This is a genomic window from Nonomuraea sp. NPDC005983, assembly GCF_040614375.1.
Classification (GTDB): Bacteria; Actinomycetota; Actinomycetes; order Streptosporangiales; family Streptosporangiaceae; genus Nonomuraea.
Map to the genome: position 1 here is coordinate 1 of NZ_JBEXUP010000017.1, position 19,117 is coordinate 19,117.

Below are 19,117 nucleotides of genomic sequence, written 5' to 3' on the forward strand. Positions count from 1 at the left end.
CCGCGCCGCGTCCCGCGCGGGCGCCCAGGCCGCGCGCGGCGGAACCGCCGCCGCTGTCGCTGCCCCGGCGGCACGACCGCGGCTCCGGACGCGAGGACTCCGCGGCGCCGCCGTTCTGGATCAGGCCCCGCGGTGCGAGCGGCGAGTCGCGCGGCGACGAGGCCGCGCCGTTCTGGCTCAGATCTCGTAACTCCGACAGGGACTGACCATGGCGCGTGACAGGCGGGGGGTCGTCTTCGCCGCCATCGTGGTGGTCGTGGCCGCCGTCGGGCTCTATCTGACGATGTGGCCCGACTCCGGCACACCGTCCGCCGAGCCGGAGAGCGCGGGCCGTCCGAGCGGCAGCGTGCCCGCGGCGACGTCGAGCAAGCCGCTGGCGACCGCCAGCGGCGCGCCGTTCGACATCTACGCCTTCCTGCCGATGACCAAGCAGGAGCTCGCCGCCGCCGCCGACCTGGCCGAGCGCTTCACCGCCGCGTACGGGACGTTCAAGTACGACGAGGACCCCGCCACCTACGCCGAGCGGATGAAGGCGTTCACGACCGGCGAGTTCGGCAACGTCCTGGCGAGGACCCTCACCTCGCCGGGCACTGTCAGCCGCAACCGCGACGACCAGGTGGTCTCCACGGCGACGGCCAAGATGAAGGAGATCAGGCAGATCGACAAGAGCTCGGTCGTGTTCGTGGTCGGCGGGACGCAGCAGATCACCGCCAAGAGCGGCGGCAAGCAGCTCGTGGCCGACTACGCGGTCACGGTCAGCCGGTTCGGCTCCGACTGGCGGGTCTTCGACTTACAGCCCGCGGGCGACGGCCAGGACGGGGACACGCAGGGGTGAACACGTCCCAGGCACGCATCGGTTGGGCGGTCGGCGTCGCCGGAGTGCTGCTGCTGGCCGCCATCGTCGTGTCCCCGCTGCTCATGACCTCGCTGCCGGCCTTCATCAGCGGCGACGGCCAGCCGCCCGACTGCACCGACAGCGGGGCCCGGGTGCAGGAGGTCTCCGACAAGGGCTCCGCCGACATCCCCGCCGACTATCTGGAGCTGTACAAGAAGTTCGGCAAGAAGATCGGCGTGCAGTGGACGATCCTCGCCGCCGTGGGCAAGCGGGAGACCGACCACGGACGGTCCAACCTGCCCGGCGTGAAGAGCGGCACGAACTACGCGGGCGCGGCGGGCCCGATGCAGTTCCTGATCAGCACCTGGGGCGGCAAGGCCAGGATCCCGACGTCCTCGCCGGTCAACGGGTACGCCTCCGACGGCGATGGCGACGGGATCGCCGACATCTACAACCCGGCCGACGCCATTCTCGGCGCGGCGAAGATGCTCAAGCGCAACGGCGCCCCGGAGAACGTCCGGCAGGCGCTGTTCGTCTACAACCGGGCCTGGTGGTACGTCGACCAGGTGGTGGAGATCGCCAAGGGGTACGCCAAGTCGGGCGCCGTGGAGGTGCCGCCGCAGGCCGAGGAGGCGTGTGATGAGCCGCTGGTCGAGGCCGCGCCGAGCCAGGTCGTGGCCCGGATCCTGGAGTACGCGCTGGCCCAGCGCGGTAAGCCGTACCTGTGGGGCGCCACTGGGCCCGACGCGTTCGACTGCTCCGGGATCATCTACGCCGCCTACCGGGCCGCAGGGCTGTCGATCCCGCGCACCACGTTCGGGCAGTGGCCGTTCGGCGTGAAGATCTCCGCGGGCTCCGAGCAGGCGGGTGACCTGGTGTTCTTCAACGCCGGTCCCGGTACCGGGCCGGACCGTCCCGGGCATGTCGGGATGGTCGTGTCGAAGGGGAAGATGGTGGAGGCACGCTGCCGGCTGTGCGGGCCGATCAAGGTCACCACCTACCAGGATCGCGACAACATCATGGGCTTCACCCGGCCGTTGCAGAACCCCGACGTTCTCGACCAGCTGCAGAAGTTGCAGAATGCGTCCCTATGACAGTGATCGTGGTGGCCGCGGTGATCGTCGCGTCCGGAAGGCGGGTGCTGGCCGCGCAGCGGGCGGAGCCGCCCGCGCTCGCGGGCGGCTGGGAGTTCCCCGGCGGCAAGGTGGACCCGGGGGAGAGCGAGGTCGAGGCGCTGGTCAGGGAGTGCCGCGAGGAACTCGGGGTGGAGATCTCCGTCGGTGAGCGCATCGGCGGAGACTGGCCGCTGGCCGAGGGGTACGTGCTGCGCGTGTGGCTGGCCTCCCTGGCGTCCGGCACTCCCGAGGCCAAGGAGCACCAGGCGCTGCGCTGGCTGGGCCCGGGCGAGTACGAGGACGTGGCCTGGCTCGGCGCGGACCTGGAAGTCATGCGAGCCGTGGCGAAGACATTGCAAGGTGGTTAGTAGGCTCCCTGGTGTGACATAACAGTTACTGTGTGTCACGCGCATCGGGGGGAGCGCTGTGTTCAAACGTGGCTGGATCGCGGCTGGAGGGGTGGCTGCGGCGATGACGTCCACCGTGGCGTCTGCCGGGCCGGGGGCGTGCCCGCCGCCGTCGAGCGGGTCCGACGTGGCGTACGGGGCGCCGTCGGCCGCCGAGGGCGACGTGCGCCTCGCGCTGGAGCGGCTTGACGGGCTGGGGGCGCGGTTGCGTCCCGGGGACGTGATGCGGTTCCGGGTGCGGTTCGAGGGGGTGGCCCGCGAAGCCAGCCTGACCGTCAGCGCCAGCCCCGCGGCGGCGCTCTCCACCGTGACGTGCGCTCCCGCGCAGGCCGCCACTCCGGCGCCTCAGGCCGGGATCCCGCCGGCCGAGGTGACGCCGGCCCAGGCGGGAGCGCGGGTGTGCCCGCTGGGCGAGGTGTCGGGGGAGCGGACCGCGGACGTGCTCGTCAGCGTGCCGGAGGGGGCGAAGGAGGTCGGGTTGTCCGCGGTCGCGCAGCTGCGCGAGCCGACCGGGCCCGGCATGGCGATCGTCTCCAGGGCGACGCGGTTGCCGGTCGGCGATTCGGTCGTGGAGGCGGCGCCCGCCGGGGTCGCGCCCGCCGGGGTCGCGCCCGACACCGCCGCGACCGGCGAAGACTCGCCACGTCTCCCGGCGGCGAACCTGCCTGTCCAAGGCGAGAAGGCGCACCGAGCTCACAGCGATCACCACCGCGCCGGTCTGCCCTTGGCCGAGGTGCGTCCCGCGGTGCCCGGCCGGGCGGAAGAGGCGAAGAACTCCCGGCGGGCGACAGCTGCCGGTGTCAAGGAGGCCGCCGAGCGCGTGACACGTCCCGCCCAGAGGGAGAGCTCCGAGCGCGCCCGGCCGCTCGGTACGCCTGTCGGTCCCAAGGTGACCTCTGGGTGGGTGACACCTGTCGCTCCCGGGAAGGGCGGCGAGCGCGCGTCACGTCCCGTTCCTGATCAGGGCGCCACGCCTCTCCGCCTGGGGAACTCCGTGACGGCCTCCCGGCCTGAGGGGAGCGCCGTGCGCGGGGCGTCCGAACAGGCTCAGCGGCTCGGCCAGACGCTCCCGCAGCAGGCTCCTGTCGTGGTGGGCAGTCCCCATCCCGTGTTCGGCGCGCCCCAGGGGACGTCCGGGCTGGTGGCGGGGGCTGGGCCGGTGCTGCCCACGGTCGTCCCGTCGGAGGAGGGCGAGGCCGTGGGGGCGCCGCTGCCTCTGGAGGTCACCGCGTCCGGCGAGCGGCCCAGGATCGCCGAGCCGGCGCACATGTCCGCCATGCTCGCGGGAGCGCGCGGGGTTCCGGTGGTGGGCGCCGGGATCGCGGTGCTGCTCGCCGCGTTGTGGGTGGTCGCGGGGGTGCAGCGAAGAAAGCTGCGGAGAAAGGTGGTGTAGTACCTTTACTGTTACTTTTACCGGACTAGTATTCCCTTGACCAAGTTCCGGGACTCCGCGGAGGGCACAGGTGGCACGCACCCGAGCGACGGCTGTGTCCGCCCTGGTGTTAGCGCTCGGACTGGCCGGCATCGGGGCCGCGCCCTTCGTCGCGCAGAGCGCGAGCGCGTCCGCCTCGGCGTTCGACCCGGTCGAGCCGTGTGACGCGGGTCAGTGCGACACCACGCCGGAGGTCACCGTCACGGTGACCACCACGCTCGACACGCCCACGCCCGAGCAGCCGGAAACGACGATCACCAAGACTGTCACCCAGTCGCCGAAGAAGACGTCGACTCCCACGCCGAAGAAGTCCTCGACACCCACGCCGAAGCCGCAGACCCCGGTCCAGAGCGAGTCCACGGAGAACCTCCAGCCGTTACCGTCGCAGAGCATCCCGGTGCTCCCGACGACCAGCGACTCGCCGTCGCAGGAGCCGACCTTCCAGCTCCCGAGCGTGGCGCCGCAGGAGACCACCCCGTCGGCGCCGCTCCCCAGCACGGAGGCGACGGACACCACGCCGAGCGACTCGGTCCAGCTGGAGCTGCGCAACGCGGCCCCCGAGTTCGACCAGCGCACGCTGACGCAGAAGCTCAGCATCCCGGCGCTCGTCCTGGTCCTGCTCGCGCTCTTCGCCGTCCTCGTCTTCGAGGGACGGCTGCGCCGGATGGCCCACGCGGCGGCGGTACGCAAGGCGGGCCCGCCACAGGGAGCCGCGGGAGGCCCGGGTTGGCCGGGAGCGCCCGACTCGCACGGCTACCCGGCAGGCCCCGGCTACGCCGCCGGAGGGTTCCCCGCCCCCGGTTACCCGGGCGGCACCGCGTACGCGCCGATCATCAGCTTCGTCCCGGTGCAGACGTACCCGAGCGGGCAGGTCCAGTACGGGCCCGTCTACGGCGACCCGAACGCGTACACGCAGCCTGCCCCGCCGGCCGAGCAGCACCCGGCGACGACCCCGGACCCCGTCGTCCTGCATCCGGACGAGTTCGCCTCCTACAGCCACGAGCCGGCGGGCCAGACGTACCGGGCCCCGTTCGAGCCCCTGGTCCCGGCGGAGCCTCCGGCGGACATCCCGCCCGGCGGCGCCAGCCCCTACGAAGGCTCGCCGGAGCAGCCGCTCGGCCCCGCGTCCGCCGCCGAATCGGGCGACTCGGAGCCCTGGCAGCAGGAGATCCCGATCCCCCCGCCAGGGGAGGACGTGACCCGGATCCAGCCCCTTCCTTCGGAGGACGGCTCGAAGCGCCCACCGTGGCGTCGCCTCCCCGAGTGACCCTCCCCGAATGACGAGGGCGAAGGGCGCGCCCTCGTAGGGCGGCCTTTCCTCGTGAGTGACGGCTCGCGGGTCTTCCGAGCGCGCCGTTCACGCGTTTCCCAGCGGGTTGACGGCGGTTCTCCGGAAAATGCGGCGGCCGGTGGAGCTGAGCTCCACCGGCCGCAGGCTAGCGCTGGGGCGGGATCACTTCGCGCGCTTGAAGATCTTGTTGCCGAGCCAGACCAGCGGGTCGTACTTCCGGTCGACGACGCGCTCCTTCATCGGGATCAGCGCGTTGTCGGTGATCTTGATGTGCTCGGGGCAGACCTCGGTGCAGCACTTGGTGATGTTGCAGTAGCCGAGCCCGTGGTCCTGCTGGGCCGACTCCTGGCGGTCCGCCACGTCGTACGGGTGCATGTCGAGCTCGGCGATCCGCATGAGGAAGCGGGGGCCGGAGAAGGCCGGCTTGTTCTCCTCGTGGTCACGGATCACGTGGCAGACGTTGTTGCACATGAAGCACTCGATGCACTTGCGGAACTCCTGCGACCGCTCGACGTCGACCTGCTGCATGCGGTACTCGCCGGGCCGGACGTCCGACGGCGGCGTGAAGGACGGCACCTCGCGCGCCTTCTGGTAGTTGAACGAGACGTCGGTGACGAGGTCCTTGATGACGGGGAAGGTCCGCATCGGCGTGACCGTGATCGTCTCGTCCTCGCTGAAGGTGGACATACGGGTCATGCAGCCCAGCCGAGGCTTGCCGTTGATCTCCATCGAGCAGGAGCCGCACTTGCCCGCCTTGCAGTTCCAGCGGACCGCCAGGTCGGGCGCCTGCGTGGCCTGGAGGCGGTGGATGATGTCGAGGACGACCTCGCCCTCGTTCACCTCGACGGTGAAGTCCTCGAGCTTGCCTTCGCCGCCCTCACCGCGCCAGACCTTGAACTTTGCCTTGTAGCTCATGACTTCGCTATCCCGTCGAACTCGGCCATCTCTTCGTCGGTGAGGTACTTCTTCAGCTCGTCCCTGTCGAACAGGGTGATCAGGTCGCCGCGCATCGACGACTGGACCTTCTCCTCGACGGTGACGGACGAGCCGTCGGCGGTGGAGCAGACAAGCAGCTTGCGCCGCCACTCGGGGTTCATGCCCGGGAAGTCGTCGCGGGTGTGCCCGCCGCGGCTCTCCTCGCGCAGCAGCGCTGCGCGGGCCACGCACTCCGAGACCAACACCATGTTGCGCAGGTCGAGAGCCAGATGCCAACCCGGGTTGTAGATGCGCGAGCCGGCCGCGCCGACCAGTTTGACCCTTTCCTTGAGCTTCTCCACCACTTCCAGGGCCTCGGACACCTCCGTCGCCCTGCGGATGATGCCGACCAGGTCGTTCATCGTCCGCTGGAGCTCGTGGTGGACCTCGTAGGGGTTCTCACCGGAACGGTCGAGCGGCGCCAGCGCCTCGGCCTTGGCCTCGTCCACGGAGTCCTGGGCCACCTGGGGGCGGGAGGCGAGGCCGTCGACGTAGGCCGCCGCGCCCGCGCCGGCGCGCCGTCCGAAGACCAGCAGGTCGGACAGGGAGTTGCCGCCCAGCCGGTTGGAGCCGTGCATGCCGCCGGAGACCTCGCCCGCCGCGAACAGGCCCGGCACGGCCGCCGCGCCGGTGTCGGCGTCGACCTCGACACCGCCCATGATGTAGTGGCAGGTCGGCCCGACCTGCATGGGCTCGGCGGTGATGTCGACGTCGGCCAGCTCCTTGAACTGGTGGTGCATGGACGGCAGCCGCTTCTTGATCTCCTCGGCGGGGAGGCGGGTGGAGACGTCCAGGAAGACGCCGCCCTGCGGTGAGCCGCGCCCGGCCTTGACCTCGGCGTTGATCGCGCGGGCCACCTCGTCACGCGGCAGCAGCTCCGGAGGGCGGCGGTTGTTGGCCTGGTCGGTGTACCAGCGGTCGCCCTCCTCCTCGGTGGTGGCGTACTTGTCCTTGAACACCTCGGGGATGTACTTGAACATGAAGCGCTCGCCCTCGGAGTTGCGCAGGACGCCGCCGTCGCCGCGTACCGACTCGGTGACGAGGATGCCGCGCACGGACGGCGGCCAGACCATCCCGGTGGGGTGGAACTGGATGAACTCCATGTTGATCAGGTTCGCGCCGGCCAGCAGGGCCAGGGCGTGGCCGTCGCCGGTGTACTCCCAGGAGTTCGAGGTGACGACGTAGGACTTGCCGATGCCGCCGGTGGCCAGCACCACGGTCGGCGAGTCGAAAAGCACGAAATTTCCGGACTCGCGCCAGTAGCCGAACGCGCCCGCGATCCGGTCGCCGTCCTTGAGCAGCCTGGTGATCGTGCACTCGGCGAAGACCTTGATGTAGGCCTCGTAGTCGCCGTGCGTCTCGTAGTCCTCCTGCTGGAGCGCGACGACGCGCTGCTGGAGCGTGCGGATCAGCTCCAGCCCGGTGCGGTCGCCCACGTGCGCCAGCCGTGGGTACTCGTGGCCGCCGAAGTTCCGCTGGCTGATCTTGCCGTCCTTGGTGCGGTCGAACAGCGCGCCCCAGGCCTCCAGCTCCCAGACCCGGTCGGGAGCCTCCTTGGCGTGCAGCTCGGCCATCCGCCAGTTGTTGAGGAACTTGCCGCCCCGCATGGTGTCACGGAAGTGCACCATCCAGTTGTCGTCGGGGTTGACGTTGCCCATCGCCGCGGCGGCGCCGCCCTCGGCCATGACCGTGTGGGCCTTGCCGAACAGCGACTTGCAGACGATGGCGGTGCGCTTGCCCTGCTGCCTGGCCTCGATCGCGGCCCGCAGCCCGGCTCCGCCGGCGCCGATGACGACGACGTCGTATTCGTGACGCTCTGTGTTGAGATTTTCCACTGACACTGAAGGTGGTCCTTACGCGTACGGGAAGGCGATGATGCCCTTGGCGACCAGGCGGACGTAGAGGTCGGCGCCCATCACGGAGAACATCGACGCCCACGCGAGGGGCTGGTGCTTGGCGTTGAGCTTCGAGACGAACGTCCAGGCCCGGTAGCGGAGCGGGTGGCGCGAGAAGTGGTTGAGCCGTCCGGCCGTGATGTGCCGGCACGAGTGGCACGACAGCGTGTAGGCGACGATCAGGACGGCGTTCAGCAGCAGGATCCAGCTGCCCAGCCCGAGCGGCTTGTGGACGAGCGCCAGGATCGCGTCGTAGCTGAGGATGGCGCCGATCACGATCGCCGCGTAGAAGAAGTAGCGGTGGATGTTCTGGATGATCAGCGGGAACCGGGTCTCACCGGAGTACTTGCCGTGCGGCTCCTGTACGGCGCAGGCGGGCGGCGACAGCCAGAACGACCGGTAGTAGGACTTGCGGTAGTAGTAGCAGGTCAGCCGGAACCCGCCGGGCAGCCCCAGGATCAGCAGCCCCGGCGGCAGCGTGTACCAGTCGCCGAGCGGCGCCCAGCCGAACAGCCTGGCCCCCTCGGGGCAGGTCGCCTCTGCCAGGCAGGGCGACGAGAACGGGGCGATGTACGGATCGATATAGAAGCTCTTGTCGATGATCGCCCACACGCCGTAGACGAGGAACGAGCTGAGCCCGAGAAACGTGAGCAGCGGGGCCAGCCACCATCTGTCGGTGCGCAGCGTTCGCACCTTGACTTGCGCGCGCTGCCTTCTGGCCGGAGCGTCGGGCGTCGTCTGGGTCATCGCGGACCTCTCCACCTCCCGCGGACCCTGCTCGCTCGGGGTCCGGGTCGTTCGCTTGGGTGCGCGTGCGGCGGGTGTCGTCTCCGCTCAGGCGCGCGCTTTGGTGGGGGATACGTTACGACGACCGCATCCGGATTTGTGAGCCGGGTCACTCACTTTTTCGAGGACTGCATGTGATTCCTGTCACGTCCGCCAATCAGAAGGGCAGTCCTTGACTTGGACGTTTGACAATGGTTACGAAAAAATCATCTATCTGTCGTACAACTCGGATGAACTGCTCGAAATCCACCGGTTTGGCGACGTACGCGTTGGCGTGCAGCGGGTGGTGGCTCGTCCGGAGAGGTTCGCCGTCACCTAGGGCCTCTCAGACCTTGGTCGCTCATTCTGCGATGAGCTCGACCCCCTGGGGAAGCGTGCCCTCGTGACCGGCTTCGACCGTGAAGGCCAGCAGGGTGGCCCGGAACGCCTGCGCCGCCCTGGTCGGCTCCACGTCCTTGCGGTGGGCCAGCGCGATCGTCCGGCTCAGGCCGGGCGGCGCGAGCGGCGTGCCGGTCAGCCCCGGACGCCCGTCGAGCACCATGGACGGCACCACGGCCACGCCCAGGCCCGCCTCCACGAACCGCAGCACCGCGTCCATCTCGCCGCCCTGCACCGCGAGCGTCGGCTCGAACCCGGCCTGGCGGCAGGCGGCCAGAGTCGCCTCGCGCAGGTCGTAGCCGCGCCTGAACATCACCATCGGCCTGCCGCGCAGGTCCTCGATGCGCAGGTACGGCTTGCGGAGCCGCTCGTGCGAGGGGGCCACCACGACGAGGTTCTCGCGCAGGATCTCCTCGGTCACCAGCGAGGGGTCGTCGCTCTGCAGCGGCATGATGATCAGCGACATGTCGAGCTGGCCACGGGCCAGGGCGCGCACCAGGTCGCGGGAGCCGCCCTCCTCCACCAGCAGCTCGACGCCCGGATAGTCGCGGTGGAAGCGGGCCAGGGCGTCGGCCAGCAGCCCGGCGCAGAGCGACGGCGTCGCGCCGAGCCGGACCCTGCCCTTGCGCAGCCCGGCCAGCTCGGCGACCTCCTGCCTGGCCGTGTCGGCGTCGGCCAGCATCCGGCGGGCCAGCGGCAGCAGGGCCTCGCCGGCGGGCGTGAGCGTCACGTTCCCGCGCGCGCGGGAGAACAGCCGCGCGCCCAGCTCGGTCTCCAGCGCCTTGACCTGCTTGCTCAGGGACGGCTGCGCGACCCGCATCCGCTCGGCCGCCTGGGTGAAGTGCCTGGTCTCCGCCACTGCGACGAAGTAGGAAAGTTGCTGCAACTGCATGTGATTTTCCTCGCACTGGCTGACTGGTTTTCTTTATGCCAGCCGTACAAACCAAGCATCATAGCTGATGGCTATGGAAACCAGGCCCGTCATGACTTGGACGGATCATCGCTGTATATCTAGCGTCGAGAGATGTGACAGCCACGATAGAGCGCGGTGCCTCGACCGCACCTGTTTCCACCCCCAAGGGGCCTTCTCCGGCGAAGGTGCCAACGCCCAAGAAGCCGGACAGGTTCCTGGGCTCGTCGAACGGCAAGAAAGCCCTCATGGCGGTCACGGGCGCCGTGATGGTGCTCTTCCTCGTCCTCCACATGCTGGGCAACCTCAAGATCTTCCTGGGACGCGACTCGTTCAACGAGTACGCCGAAGCGCTGCGGACCCTCCTTGAGCCCATCGCGCCCTACCGGACCGTGCTGACGATCGTGGAGATCGTCTTGGTCGCCTCGGTCGTCCTGCACATGTGGGCGGCGATCTCGCTCGCGCGCCGCGCCCACCACGCCAGGCCGGTCAAGTACGTGGCCAAGAAGTCGCAGGCCACCGGCTACGTGACGCACATCATGCGGTTCGGCGGCATCACCATCCTGCTCTACCTGATCTGGCACCTGCTCGACCTCACCTTCGGCGTGGTGAACCCGAAGGGGTTCGACTCGGCCCCGGCAGACCGCATGATCGCCGGGTTCGCCGCGTCGCGCTGGTGGGTGACGGTCATCTACCTCGTGGCCGTCGTCATGGTCGGCCTGCACCTGCGGCACGGCATCTGGAGCGCCTTCCAGACGCTCGGCTGGGCCAACCGCAACCGGTACCGGGTGCTGAAGGGGACCGCCGCGCTGGTCTCCGCCGTCCTGGTCATCGGGTTCCTCGCCCCGCCTCTCGCCATCACGTTCGGAGTGGTCAAGTGAAGTACACCGAGGGGTCGGAGATCCACGACGCCAAGGCTCCCGCCGGACCCATCGAGGAGCGCTGGGAGAAGCGGAAGTTCGGCGCCAAACTGGTGAACCCGGCCAACAAGCGCAAGCTGCACGTGATCGTGGTCGGCACCGGGCTCGCGGGCGGGTCCGCCGCCGCGACCCTGGGCGAGCTGGGATACAACGTCACGTCCTTCTGCTACCAGGACACGCCCCGGCGCGCGCACTCGATCGCCGCGCAGGGCGGGATCAACGCCGCGAAGAACTACCGCGGCGACGGCGACAGCGTCTACCGCCTGTTCTACGACACGGTCAAGGGCGGGGACTTCCGCGCCCGCGAGTCCAACGTCTACCGGCTGGCCGAGGTCTCGGTGAACATCATCGACCAGGCCGTCGCGCAGGGCGTCCCGTTCGCCCGTGAGTACGGCGGGCTGCTCGACACGCGCTCCTTCGGCGGCGCGCAGGTGTCGCGGACGTTCTACGCCCGCGGCCAGACGGGCCAGCAGCTGCTGCTCGGCGCGTACCAGGCGCTGGAGCGGCAGATCGCGGCCGGGACCGTGACCATGCACACCCGGCACGAGATGCTCGACCTGATCGTCTCCGACGGGCGGGCTCGCGGGATCATCGTCCGCGACATGGTGACCGGCGAGATCGAGCGGCACATGGCCGACGCGGTCGTGCTCGCGTCCGGCGGGTACGGCAACGTGTTCTACCTGTCGACGAACGCCAAGGGGTGCAACACCACGGCGATCTGGCGGGCCCACGAGCGCGGCGCGTACTTCGCCAACCCGTGCTACACGCAGATCCACCCGACCTGCATCCCGGTCTCCGGCGAGTACCAGTCGAAGCTGACGCTGATGTCGGAGTCGCTGCGCAACGACGGACGCGTGTGGGTGCCGCTGCGCAAGGGCGACGACCGCGCTCCCGGGGACATTCCGGAAGACGAGCGCGACTACTACTTGGAGCGGATTTATCCGGCTTTCGGGAACCTGGTTCCCCGGGACATCGCGTCCCGCGCCGCCAAGAACGTCTGCGACGAGGGCCGCGGCGTCGGCCCCGGCGGGCTCGGCGTGTACCTCGACTTCGCCGACGCCATCAACCGCCTGGGCAGGGACGCCGTCGAGAAGAAGTACGGCAACCTCTTCGAGATGTACGAGCGCATCACCGGCGAGAACCCGTACGAGCTGCCGATGCGCATCTACCCGGCCGTCCACTACACGATGGGCGGGCTGTGGGTGGACTACGACCTGCAGTCCACGATCCCCGGGCTGTTCGTCATCGGCGAGGCCAACTTCTCCGACCACGGCGCCAACAGGCTGGGCGCGTCCGCGCTGATGCAGGGCCTGGCCGACGGCTACTTCGTGCTGCCCACCACGCTCGGCGACTACCTGGCGGCCGGGCCGTTCGGGGAGGTCGACGAGGAGGCCGTGGCCGAGGCCGAGATCAAGGTGCGGTCCAAGATCGACCGGCTGATGGCCGTCAACGGCACCCGCACCCCCGACTCCTTCCACCGCGAGCTGGGCAAGCTCATGTGGGACTACTGCGGCATGGAGCGCACCGAGGAGTCGCTGCGCAAGGCCCTGGAGCGCATCCCCGAGCTGCGCGAGGAGTTCTGGCAGAACGTCAAGGTCTCCGGGACGGCCGAGGAGCTCAACCAGGTCCTGGAGAAGGCCGGGCGGGTCGCGGACTTCTTCGACCTGGCCGAGCTCATGTGCCTGGACGCGCTGGTGCGCACCGAGTCCTGCGGCGGCCACTTCCGCGCCGAGTCGCAGGACGCCGACGGCGAGGCCCTGCGCGACGACGAGCACTTCGCGCACGTCTCGGCGTGGGAGCGCACGGAGTCCGGTGAGACGGTGCTGCACAAGGAACCGCTCGAGTACGAGTACGTCAAGATGACCCAGCGGAGTTACAAGTGAACCTGACCCTTAAGGTCTGGCGCCAGAGCGGTCCGACAGATTCCGGACGAATGGTGACTTATCAGGTTGAGGAAGTGTCGCCTGACATGTCCTTCCTGGAGATGCTCGACGTGCTGAACGAGCGGCTCATCCTCGAAGGCGACGACCCCGTCGCCTTCGACCACGACTGCCGCGAAGGCATCTGCGGCATGTGCGGCATGGTCATCAACGGCGTCGCGCACGGCGAGCAGCGGGCCACCACGACCTGCCAGCTCCACATGCGCCACTTCGAGGACGGCGCCACCGTCACCATCGAACCCTGGAGAGCCGCGCCCTTCCCCGTCGTCAAGGACCTCGTGGTCGACCGCAGCTCCTTCGACCGCATCATCCAGGCGGGCGGCTTCATCTCCGTCCCCGCCGGCTCGGCCCCCGACGCGCACAGCGTCCCCGTGCGCAAGGAGGACGCGGACGACGCCTTCGACGCGGCCACCTGCATCGGCTGCGGAGCCTGCGTCGCCGCCTGCCCCAACGGCTCGGCGTCCCTCTTCACCGCGGCCAAGATCACCCACCTCAGCCTGCTGCCGCAGGGCCAGCCCGAGCGCCTCACCCGCGCCAAGGCCATGGTGGACCAGATGGACCTGGAAGGCTTCGGCGGCTGCACGAACACCGGCGAGTGCACCGCCGTCTGCCCCAAGGGCATCCCCCTGGACGCCATCGCCCAGATGAACAGCGACTACCTCAAGGCCAACGCCAAGTAGCCTTCCCGGGGCCGCGCAGCCACGCTGTGCGGCCCCGAAACTTTCATCCATGGGCACTCCCGCCCCCGGCGCCAACCTGCGCCCGTTCACGCCTACGGCGCATCCGGGCGCGCCGTCGTCCACGGAGCCGGCAGGCCGGGGCCGTCAGGCGGTGAGGGCTTCTCGGAGGAATTCCAGGATCTCCGCCCCTGCGGCCTTGGCCTGCGGCACCAGGCCCGGCATGCTGAGGAAGGCGTGGCCCGTTTCGGGGTATTCGGCGAGCCGTACGGGCGTCCCGGCCGCTTGCAGTCGTTCGGCGTAACGGCGCCCGTGGTCGGCCACCGGGTCGTCGGTCGGCAGCACCACGAGCGCTGGGGCCAGCCCGTTCAGGTCGTCGGCGTACAGGGGCGACAGCGCGCGAGCATCGGCGCCCGGCGGTACGGCGAGCCGGTGGAAGAGCCGTAGCTGCGGCACGGCGAGGGTCGGGGTGTCGGCGTGTTGGGTGATCGAGGCGTGGTCGAACATCGTCTCGGTCACGTCGACGGCGGGGTTGACCAGCACCTGCGCCCGCAGGTGCAGGCCGGCGTCTCTGGCCCGGATGGCGGACAGGGCGCTGATCAGCGCGCCGCAGCTCTCGCCGAAGACGGCGGTCCGTGCCGGGTCGATGCCCCACTGAGCGGCGTGCTGCAGCATGTGCTGCAGTGCGTCCCAGCCGTCGGCGGCGGCGGCCGACAGCGGGGTGTCCGGGGCGAGGAGGCGGTGCTCGACGGAGACGACGAGCGCGGGCAGTTGGGCGGCGAGGTGGCTGTTGACCCAGTCGCACTGCACCGCCGTACCGACGAAGCCGCCGCCGTGCACGTGGAGCACGAGCGGCAGGTCGGCCCGGTCGGCGCCCACCGGCCGGTAGACCCGGACCGGGAGGTCGCGGTCGGGCAGCGCCACTTCCTGCCACTCGATCGTGGCGCCGGGATCCGGCTCTCCGGTGATCGCCCGCGCCTGGGGGGAGGACCGCCTGCGGTTCTCTGCCTCGCGGTAGGCGAGCAGGTCCTCAGCCTTCATCGCCGACCAGTCCGGCACCCCTCCCGGAGCCACCTGCGGGAACGCCGTACCGGTGATGTCACTCACGTCTTCTCCTTGCTCGACCAGTTTCGCTACTAGAGGTTTCGATACTCAAGGTAGCGCAAATCGGTATCGTGAGGGTATGACTTCGACCGCATCCGCCCGGCCGCCCGGTCGCCCGCGCTCCGGCGTCGACGCCGTGGTGTTCGCCGCGACGCTGAGCACTGTCCACGAGCTCGGCTACGCGCGTGCCACCGTCGACCGCATCGCCGCCGCGACCGGCATCGCCAAGACGACGATCTACCGTCGCTGGCCGTCCAAGGGCGCGCTGATCGTGGCCTGCCTCCTGGACGCGTTCGGCCCGGTGCCGCTGGAGGGCGCCAGCCGGGCCGAGCTCATGTCCTCGGCCATTCGGTGGATCGCGGCCAAGATCGGCGAGCCCGGGGTGGGTGACGCGTTCGCCGGCGTCTTCAGTGACGCCGTCAGCGACCCCGAGCTGCGCGAGATCCTGTCCACGCGGTTGCAGGACCCCTACCGGATCGCGCTCCAGGACGCGCTCGGCGAGCCGGAGAACCGGGTCCTGTTCTTCATCGACGTCGTCGTCGGAACCCTGCTCCACCGGATGGGCATGACCGGCGAGCCGATGGTCGACGCCGACGTTACCGCGCTGGTCGAGATGGTCCTGCCGTACTTCGCAGAGGATGCCGGTCCGGCCTGAACCTCTCACGTGTGGACGTGAACGGGGCGCTCATGGATACGGAAGACGGGGTGCCAGGGCGCGATCCGGTGGAACTCCGACAGCGGCGCCGTCGGCCCCAGCCTCAGGTGGGGCCGCGCACCAGGCGCGGCGGCAAGGTAGCGGCGCAGGATCTCGGCCCGATGCTCGGACGGGATCTCCTCGAGCAGGATGGGAAACTCGCGCCCCTGGCGGTGGAGCGCGGCCTTGCCGCCCGCGGCCTGGACGTTGCGCACCCAGCTCACGTCCGGCCCGAGCATCGAGACGAGGAACTCGGCGCCGCGGTAGTGGGTGACCGCGACCGGGACCGATGTGATGTTCCCGCTGCGGCGCCCCACCACCTTCAAGACGGCGGCATGGCGTGGTGACAGCCACCGAGCCCCATACACCAGGACGTCAAGCCGGTTCATCAGCCGCATGGGCGCGTTCGGCCGCCCTCCTCGATACATCGCACGCTTGAGCGCCGCGACTGCGCGTGCCACGGCGCGGCCGATGCTCCGCGCCACCATGGAGCCGTTGGTCATCCCGCCCTTCTCCACAGCGCGACCGCGACGAGACCGGGAACGCACGGAAGGACCAGCAGCCAGCCCAGCAGCGGCGCCAGACCGACATCACCCGAGGTGTCCTGGATCGTCAACGCGGCGATCGCGATGCAGAGCGCGATCGCGAGCAGCCCGATCGCCAGCCAGGAAGTCCAGCGCTTGCCGGAGCGGGCCGCCCAGATCGTGCCCGTCCAGCCGAGGAGCCCCAGCACCCCGACCGCGGACAGGATGATCAGATACGCGGTGACAGCGGCCTCGATCGCGCCGGGCTCGTAGGCCGGATAGCCCGCCTTGATGTGGTCCGCCAAGACGGTCGTGGTTGCTCGGTCGATGAACGGAAACAGGGCGGCGATCGCGGTGAGTCCTGCTCCGATGTACATCATCGCCAACACGGTCCGGTTGCGCGATCTCTGCTTCAGCGTCGTCATGGCATGAGTCCTTCCAGGTCAGGTCGGGGCCGGTGGCAGGGGGGAGGCGTCAGCGCGTCATCGGGCCCGCGGGCGTGCGTGCACGGCCGCAGGTCAAGATCGCCCGCTTGCCGCCACCAAACGAGACAGTCACTGTCTCTAGCAGGTGACTCTAGGGTCCTGTTTTCAGACAGTCAATGCCTCAACGGCAGCAACATGCTTGAGAGAGTGACTTTCTGATACGATGCTCCGCATGAGCGGGCTTCGTGAGCGCTGGCGACTCAAGGCCATGCGCGCCATCCAGGAACGCGCCCTCGACCTGTTCGACGAGAGAGGGTTCGGCGCAGTCACGATCGAGGAGATCGCGGCGGCGGCCGAGGTCTCGCCGTCGTCGGTGTACCGCATCTTCGGCACGAAGGAAGGGATCGTGGTCACCGACGTCGAGTTCGACAGCATGAGCCCGGAGGCGCTCGAAAGCATCCTGGACCCCGGCGATCCCGTCGGCAGCCTGCTGCAGGCCGTCCGTGCCTACGAATCCCCGTCAAAGGGCAGATCCGGCCCGGACGACGCAGGCGAAGGCCCTCAGGCCGAGAGGAGCCCGTGGCGCAGGGTCCGTTACTTCTTCGCCGAGCCATCGGTGCGCATGGCCGTCTGCGCCACCCTCGACCGCGCCGGCCAGCGGATCGCACCGCTGATCGCGGCGACTGGAGAGGTGAACGAAACGCAGGCTCGCGTGATCGCGAACGCCCTCGCCTTCGGCTACTTCGCCGCACTCGAGCAGTGGTACCTCGACGGCGCCAACCGCCCTATCGCCGACTACGTCGAGGACGGCATGCGACCACTGCGCAGCATCTGGAGTGCGCCGCATCCGTCCTCCGAGCACGAGCATCCCGCATAGCAACTGCACGCAGCACCGCTCGACGATCTCCTACCACCTGAAACCGCTGCGCCCAGGCCGGTCTGGTCGACTGTGCGCGGCACCTGGGTCTACTACTGGATCGTCCCCCGGCGCGCCGGAACGCGTTTCGGCGCGCCGGGTCCCCGGGTGCTCGCCACGAGCGGTCGATGATCAGGCGCGCCATTGTGGTGCCTCCGATACGCACCGCTGGTGCCGGGGTGCCACCGGGCTACGGCGGCCAGATCATCGGCTGGGGCAGCCTGCTCAAGGCCGTCATCGTCGACAAGGTCGGCTGGCGCGGCTGACAGTCCGTGCGCATGATGTCCGGGGCCGCACATGCGCGCAAGCTGCCGGGCGTTACCTGATTAGTATGTTTGTCAACGTACTAATGAGGAGTCATCCGTGCGCAAACCTAGTCGAGTGTTGGCCCGCGACGCTGAGTGGAGCGCGCTTGCCCAGTTCGTGGAGCATCCGGATCCGCACCTGCGCCTTGGTGTCGTGTCCGGACGCCGTCGGGTGGGCAAGAGCTACCTGCTGCGCGCGCTCGCCGAAGCCAGAGGGGGTCTCTACGTGTCGGCGGTGGCCGAGGAGGGAGTGGTCGCCGCGAGGCGCCGCTTCGCTGCGGACATAGCGCGTTACGCGGGCATCGGCGCCGAGCTCGTCGGCGACTCCGACTGGGAAACCCTTCTGGCCACGGCCATCGAGCTGACCGCCCGCCATAGTGGGACGTCTGGGCTACTGGTGATCGACGAGCTGCCGTACTGGATGGCTCATTCGCCCGAGATCCCCGGTCTGCTGCAGTTGCTCTACGACCAGTCGCAGGCCGGGCACGGGCACGAAGGTGGGCGGGTGATCGTGTGCGGGTCGGCGATGTCGGTGATGAACGAGCTGCTGTCAGGCACCAAGGCGTTGCGTGGCCGGGCTGCGATCGATCTTCACCTGCACCCGTTCGACCTGGCCACCACGGCGATCCACTGGGGGATCGGCGATCCGTCGGTCGCTCTGCGGGTACACGCGATCTATGGAGGCTCTCCCGGTTATCGCAACCTGGCCAACGTGCCCGCGCCGCGGAGGCTGGCAGAGCTGGACTCCTGGGTGGCCGCCACCGCCCTGGACCTGAGTCAGGCGCTCTACTCCGGGAGTGAGGCGGAGTATCTCCTGCGTGAAGACCCGCGTTTCACCGGAAGCGCGCTGCATTACGCGATCATCAACGCCGTCGCGAACGGCGCGACCAGCCCCGCGAAGATCGGTGCGCTGCTGGAGCAAGGACGGTCGGCACTGGTCCGTCCCATCAACGCACTGGTCAGCGCTGGGTACCTGCGCTACGAGAGCGACCCGCTGTGGGAGCGGCGACCAGTGATCACAGTCGCTGATCCCATCGTGCGGTTCCACAACCTGATCACCGTCCCGCAGCGAGATCTGGTCGAAACGGGGCGGTCCGCAGAGGCGTGGCGCCGCGCCCAGGCCACGTTCGTCTCCCGCGTCCTCGGTCCGCACTTCGAGGAGTGTGCCCGCGACTGGTTGCGCAGTCAGGCGAACCCGTCCCTTCGAGGAAGCGCCGGGCAGGTCACCTCCACCGTGGTCAACGACAGGAACGGGCAGGCCAAGCACGAGATCGACGTCGTCGCCCTGGACATCAGGTCGGGGCGCGGGGTCATCAGCCTCATCGGCGAGGCCAAAGCGACGCTCACCAGGCGCGGAGTAGCGGACCTCGACCGGCTCGACGGCCTCAAGGCGCTTCTCGACCAGCACGGACACGAGACAAGCCGCGCCATCCTGGCGCTCTTCTCGATGGAGGGCTTTCAACCCGAGCTGGTCAGCGCCGCTCGCCGCAGAGGGGACGTCCTGCTGGTCGAACTGCCCACACTGCTCGACCTCGGGGAGCCCCTGGTCACCCCGTCGGAATGATAGCTACAACTATGATCGTTGCAG

General features: G+C 69.4%; 20 protein-coding genes. 13 read left to right on the forward strand and 7 right to left on the reverse strand.

Going from position 1 to position 19,117, the window contains the following annotated elements; genetic code table 11:
- From ABZ297_RS10775 to ABZ297_RS10800, 6 genes are all read left to right on the forward strand, one after another.
- The coding region (locus tag ABZ297_RS10775; RefSeq protein ID WP_355342761.1) for a hypothetical protein at nt 1-206 on the forward strand (206 nt) is incomplete at its 5' end.
- Nucleotides 207-208: 2 nt separating this feature from the next.
- Complete coding sequence (locus ABZ297_RS10780; protein WP_355342764.1) at nt 209-835, forward strand: hypothetical protein; 627 nt, start codon at nt 209-211, stop codon at nt 833-835.
- Nucleotides 832-1,929, forward strand: a complete 1,098-nt coding sequence (locus tag ABZ297_RS10785) for a bifunctional lytic transglycosylase/C40 family peptidase (RefSeq protein WP_355342767.1) — start codon at nt 832-834, stop codon at nt 1,927-1,929. Before ABZ297_RS10780 ends, ABZ297_RS10785 begins: the two co-directional genes overlap by 4 nt.
- Nucleotides 1,926-2,318, forward strand: a complete 393-nt coding sequence (locus tag ABZ297_RS10790; RefSeq protein ID WP_355342770.1) for a (deoxy)nucleoside triphosphate pyrophosphohydrolase — start codon at nt 1,926-1,928, stop codon at nt 2,316-2,318. Before ABZ297_RS10785 ends, ABZ297_RS10790 begins: the two co-directional genes overlap by 4 nt.
- Nucleotides 2,319-2,421: 103 nt before the next feature.
- Nucleotides 2,422-3,750, forward strand: coding sequence for a hypothetical protein (locus tag ABZ297_RS10795; RefSeq protein WP_355342773.1), 1,329 nt, complete (start codon nt 2,422-2,424; stop codon nt 3,748-3,750).
- 70 nt (nt 3,751-3,820) lie between these two features.
- Nucleotides 3,821-5,056: a hypothetical protein gene (locus ABZ297_RS10800; protein ID WP_355342776.1), complete on the forward strand. Its 1,236-nt coding sequence runs from the start codon at nt 3,821-3,823 to the stop codon at nt 5,054-5,056.
- A 186-nt stretch (nt 5,057-5,242) separates the two neighbouring features.
- Here ABZ297_RS10800 and ABZ297_RS10805 read toward each other — a convergent pair whose 3' ends face one another.
- From ABZ297_RS10805 to ABZ297_RS10820, 4 genes are all read right to left on the reverse strand, one after another.
- Nucleotides 5,243-5,995: a succinate dehydrogenase/fumarate reductase iron-sulfur subunit gene (locus tag ABZ297_RS10805; RefSeq protein WP_355342779.1), complete on the reverse strand. Its 753-nt coding sequence runs from the start codon at nt 5,993-5,995 to the stop codon at nt 5,243-5,245.
- A complete protein-coding gene (locus tag ABZ297_RS10810; RefSeq protein WP_355342782.1) occupies nt 5,992-7,890 on the reverse strand; it encodes a fumarate reductase/succinate dehydrogenase flavoprotein subunit in 1,899 nt (632 codons plus the stop codon). Before ABZ297_RS10810 ends, ABZ297_RS10805 begins: the two co-directional genes overlap by 4 nt.
- A gap of 18 nt (nt 7,891-7,908) precedes the next feature.
- Nucleotides 7,909-8,697, reverse strand: coding sequence for a hypothetical protein (locus ABZ297_RS10815; RefSeq protein ID WP_350811131.1), 789 nt, complete (start codon nt 8,695-8,697; stop codon nt 7,909-7,911).
- A gap of 379 nt (nt 8,698-9,076) precedes the next feature.
- A complete protein-coding gene (locus tag ABZ297_RS10820; RefSeq protein ID WP_355342786.1) occupies nt 9,077-10,006 on the reverse strand; it encodes a LysR substrate-binding domain-containing protein in 930 nt (309 codons plus the stop codon).
- 134 nt (nt 10,007-10,140) lie between these two features.
- Between ABZ297_RS10820 and ABZ297_RS10825 the strand changes: the two genes are divergently transcribed.
- From ABZ297_RS10825 to ABZ297_RS10835, 3 genes are read left to right on the forward strand one after another with little or no spacing between them, the layout of a single operon-like run.
- Nucleotides 10,141-10,905, forward strand: coding sequence for a succinate dehydrogenase cytochrome b subunit (locus ABZ297_RS10825; RefSeq protein WP_355342789.1), 765 nt, complete (start codon nt 10,141-10,143; stop codon nt 10,903-10,905).
- On the forward strand, nt 10,902-12,827 hold the full coding sequence (locus ABZ297_RS10830) for a fumarate reductase/succinate dehydrogenase flavoprotein subunit (protein ID WP_355342792.1): 1,926 nt from the start codon (nt 10,902-10,904) through the stop codon (nt 12,825-12,827). Before ABZ297_RS10825 ends, ABZ297_RS10830 begins: the two co-directional genes overlap by 4 nt.
- On the forward strand, nt 12,824-13,564 hold the full coding sequence (locus ABZ297_RS10835; protein WP_355342795.1) for a succinate dehydrogenase/fumarate reductase iron-sulfur subunit: 741 nt from the start codon (nt 12,824-12,826) through the stop codon (nt 13,562-13,564). Before ABZ297_RS10830 ends, ABZ297_RS10835 begins: the two co-directional genes overlap by 4 nt.
- 144 nt (nt 13,565-13,708) lie before the next feature.
- On the opposite strand, the gene ABZ297_RS10840 is transcribed toward ABZ297_RS10835, so the two are convergent.
- Nucleotides 13,709-14,668: an alpha/beta hydrolase gene (locus ABZ297_RS10840; RefSeq protein WP_355342798.1), complete on the reverse strand. Its 960-nt coding sequence runs from the start codon at nt 14,666-14,668 to the stop codon at nt 13,709-13,711.
- Nucleotides 14,669-14,744: 76 nt separating this feature from the next.
- Between ABZ297_RS10840 and ABZ297_RS10845 the strand changes: the two genes are divergently transcribed.
- The gene (locus tag ABZ297_RS10845) at nt 14,745-15,320 is read left to right on the forward strand and encodes a TetR/AcrR family transcriptional regulator (protein WP_355342801.1); all 576 of its coding nucleotides are present in this window, start codon (nt 14,745-14,747) and stop codon (nt 15,318-15,320) included.
- A gap of 5 nt (nt 15,321-15,325) precedes the next feature.
- Here ABZ297_RS10845 and ABZ297_RS10850 read toward each other — a convergent pair whose 3' ends face one another.
- Together ABZ297_RS10850 and ABZ297_RS10855 are read right to left on the reverse strand one after the other, a co-directional pair.
- On the reverse strand, nt 15,326-15,862 hold the full coding sequence (locus ABZ297_RS10850; RefSeq protein ID WP_355342804.1) for a nitroreductase/quinone reductase family protein: 537 nt from the start codon (nt 15,860-15,862) through the stop codon (nt 15,326-15,328).
- Nucleotides 15,859-16,308 (reverse strand): hypothetical protein, encoded by a 450-nt coding sequence (locus ABZ297_RS10855; protein WP_355342807.1) that lies wholly within the window; start codon nt 16,306-16,308, stop codon nt 15,859-15,861. Before ABZ297_RS10855 ends, ABZ297_RS10850 begins: the two co-directional genes overlap by 4 nt.
- Before the next feature lie 232 nt (nt 16,309-16,540).
- On the opposite strand from ABZ297_RS10855, the gene ABZ297_RS10860 reads away from it, so the two are divergent.
- The 3 genes from ABZ297_RS10860 to ABZ297_RS10870 all read left to right on the forward strand — a co-directional run bounded on the left by ABZ297_RS10860 (nt 16,541) and on the right by ABZ297_RS10870 (nt 19,093).
- Nucleotides 16,541-17,185 carry a helix-turn-helix domain-containing protein gene (locus ABZ297_RS10860; protein WP_355342810.1) on the forward strand — a complete coding sequence of 215 codons (645 nt, stop codon included), beginning with the start codon at nt 16,541-16,543 and terminating at the stop codon, nt 17,183-17,185.
- A gap of 167 nt (nt 17,186-17,352) precedes the next feature.
- The gene (locus ABZ297_RS10865; RefSeq protein WP_355342813.1) at nt 17,353-17,490 is read left to right on the forward strand and encodes a hypothetical protein; all 138 of its coding nucleotides are present in this window, start codon (nt 17,353-17,355) and stop codon (nt 17,488-17,490) included.
- Between the two features lie 97 nt (nt 17,491-17,587).
- The gene (locus ABZ297_RS10870; RefSeq protein ID WP_355342816.1) at nt 17,588-19,093 is read left to right on the forward strand and encodes an ATP-binding protein; all 1,506 of its coding nucleotides are present in this window, start codon (nt 17,588-17,590) and stop codon (nt 19,091-19,093) included.
- The last annotated feature ends 24 nt before the right edge of the window (nt 19,094-19,117 follow it).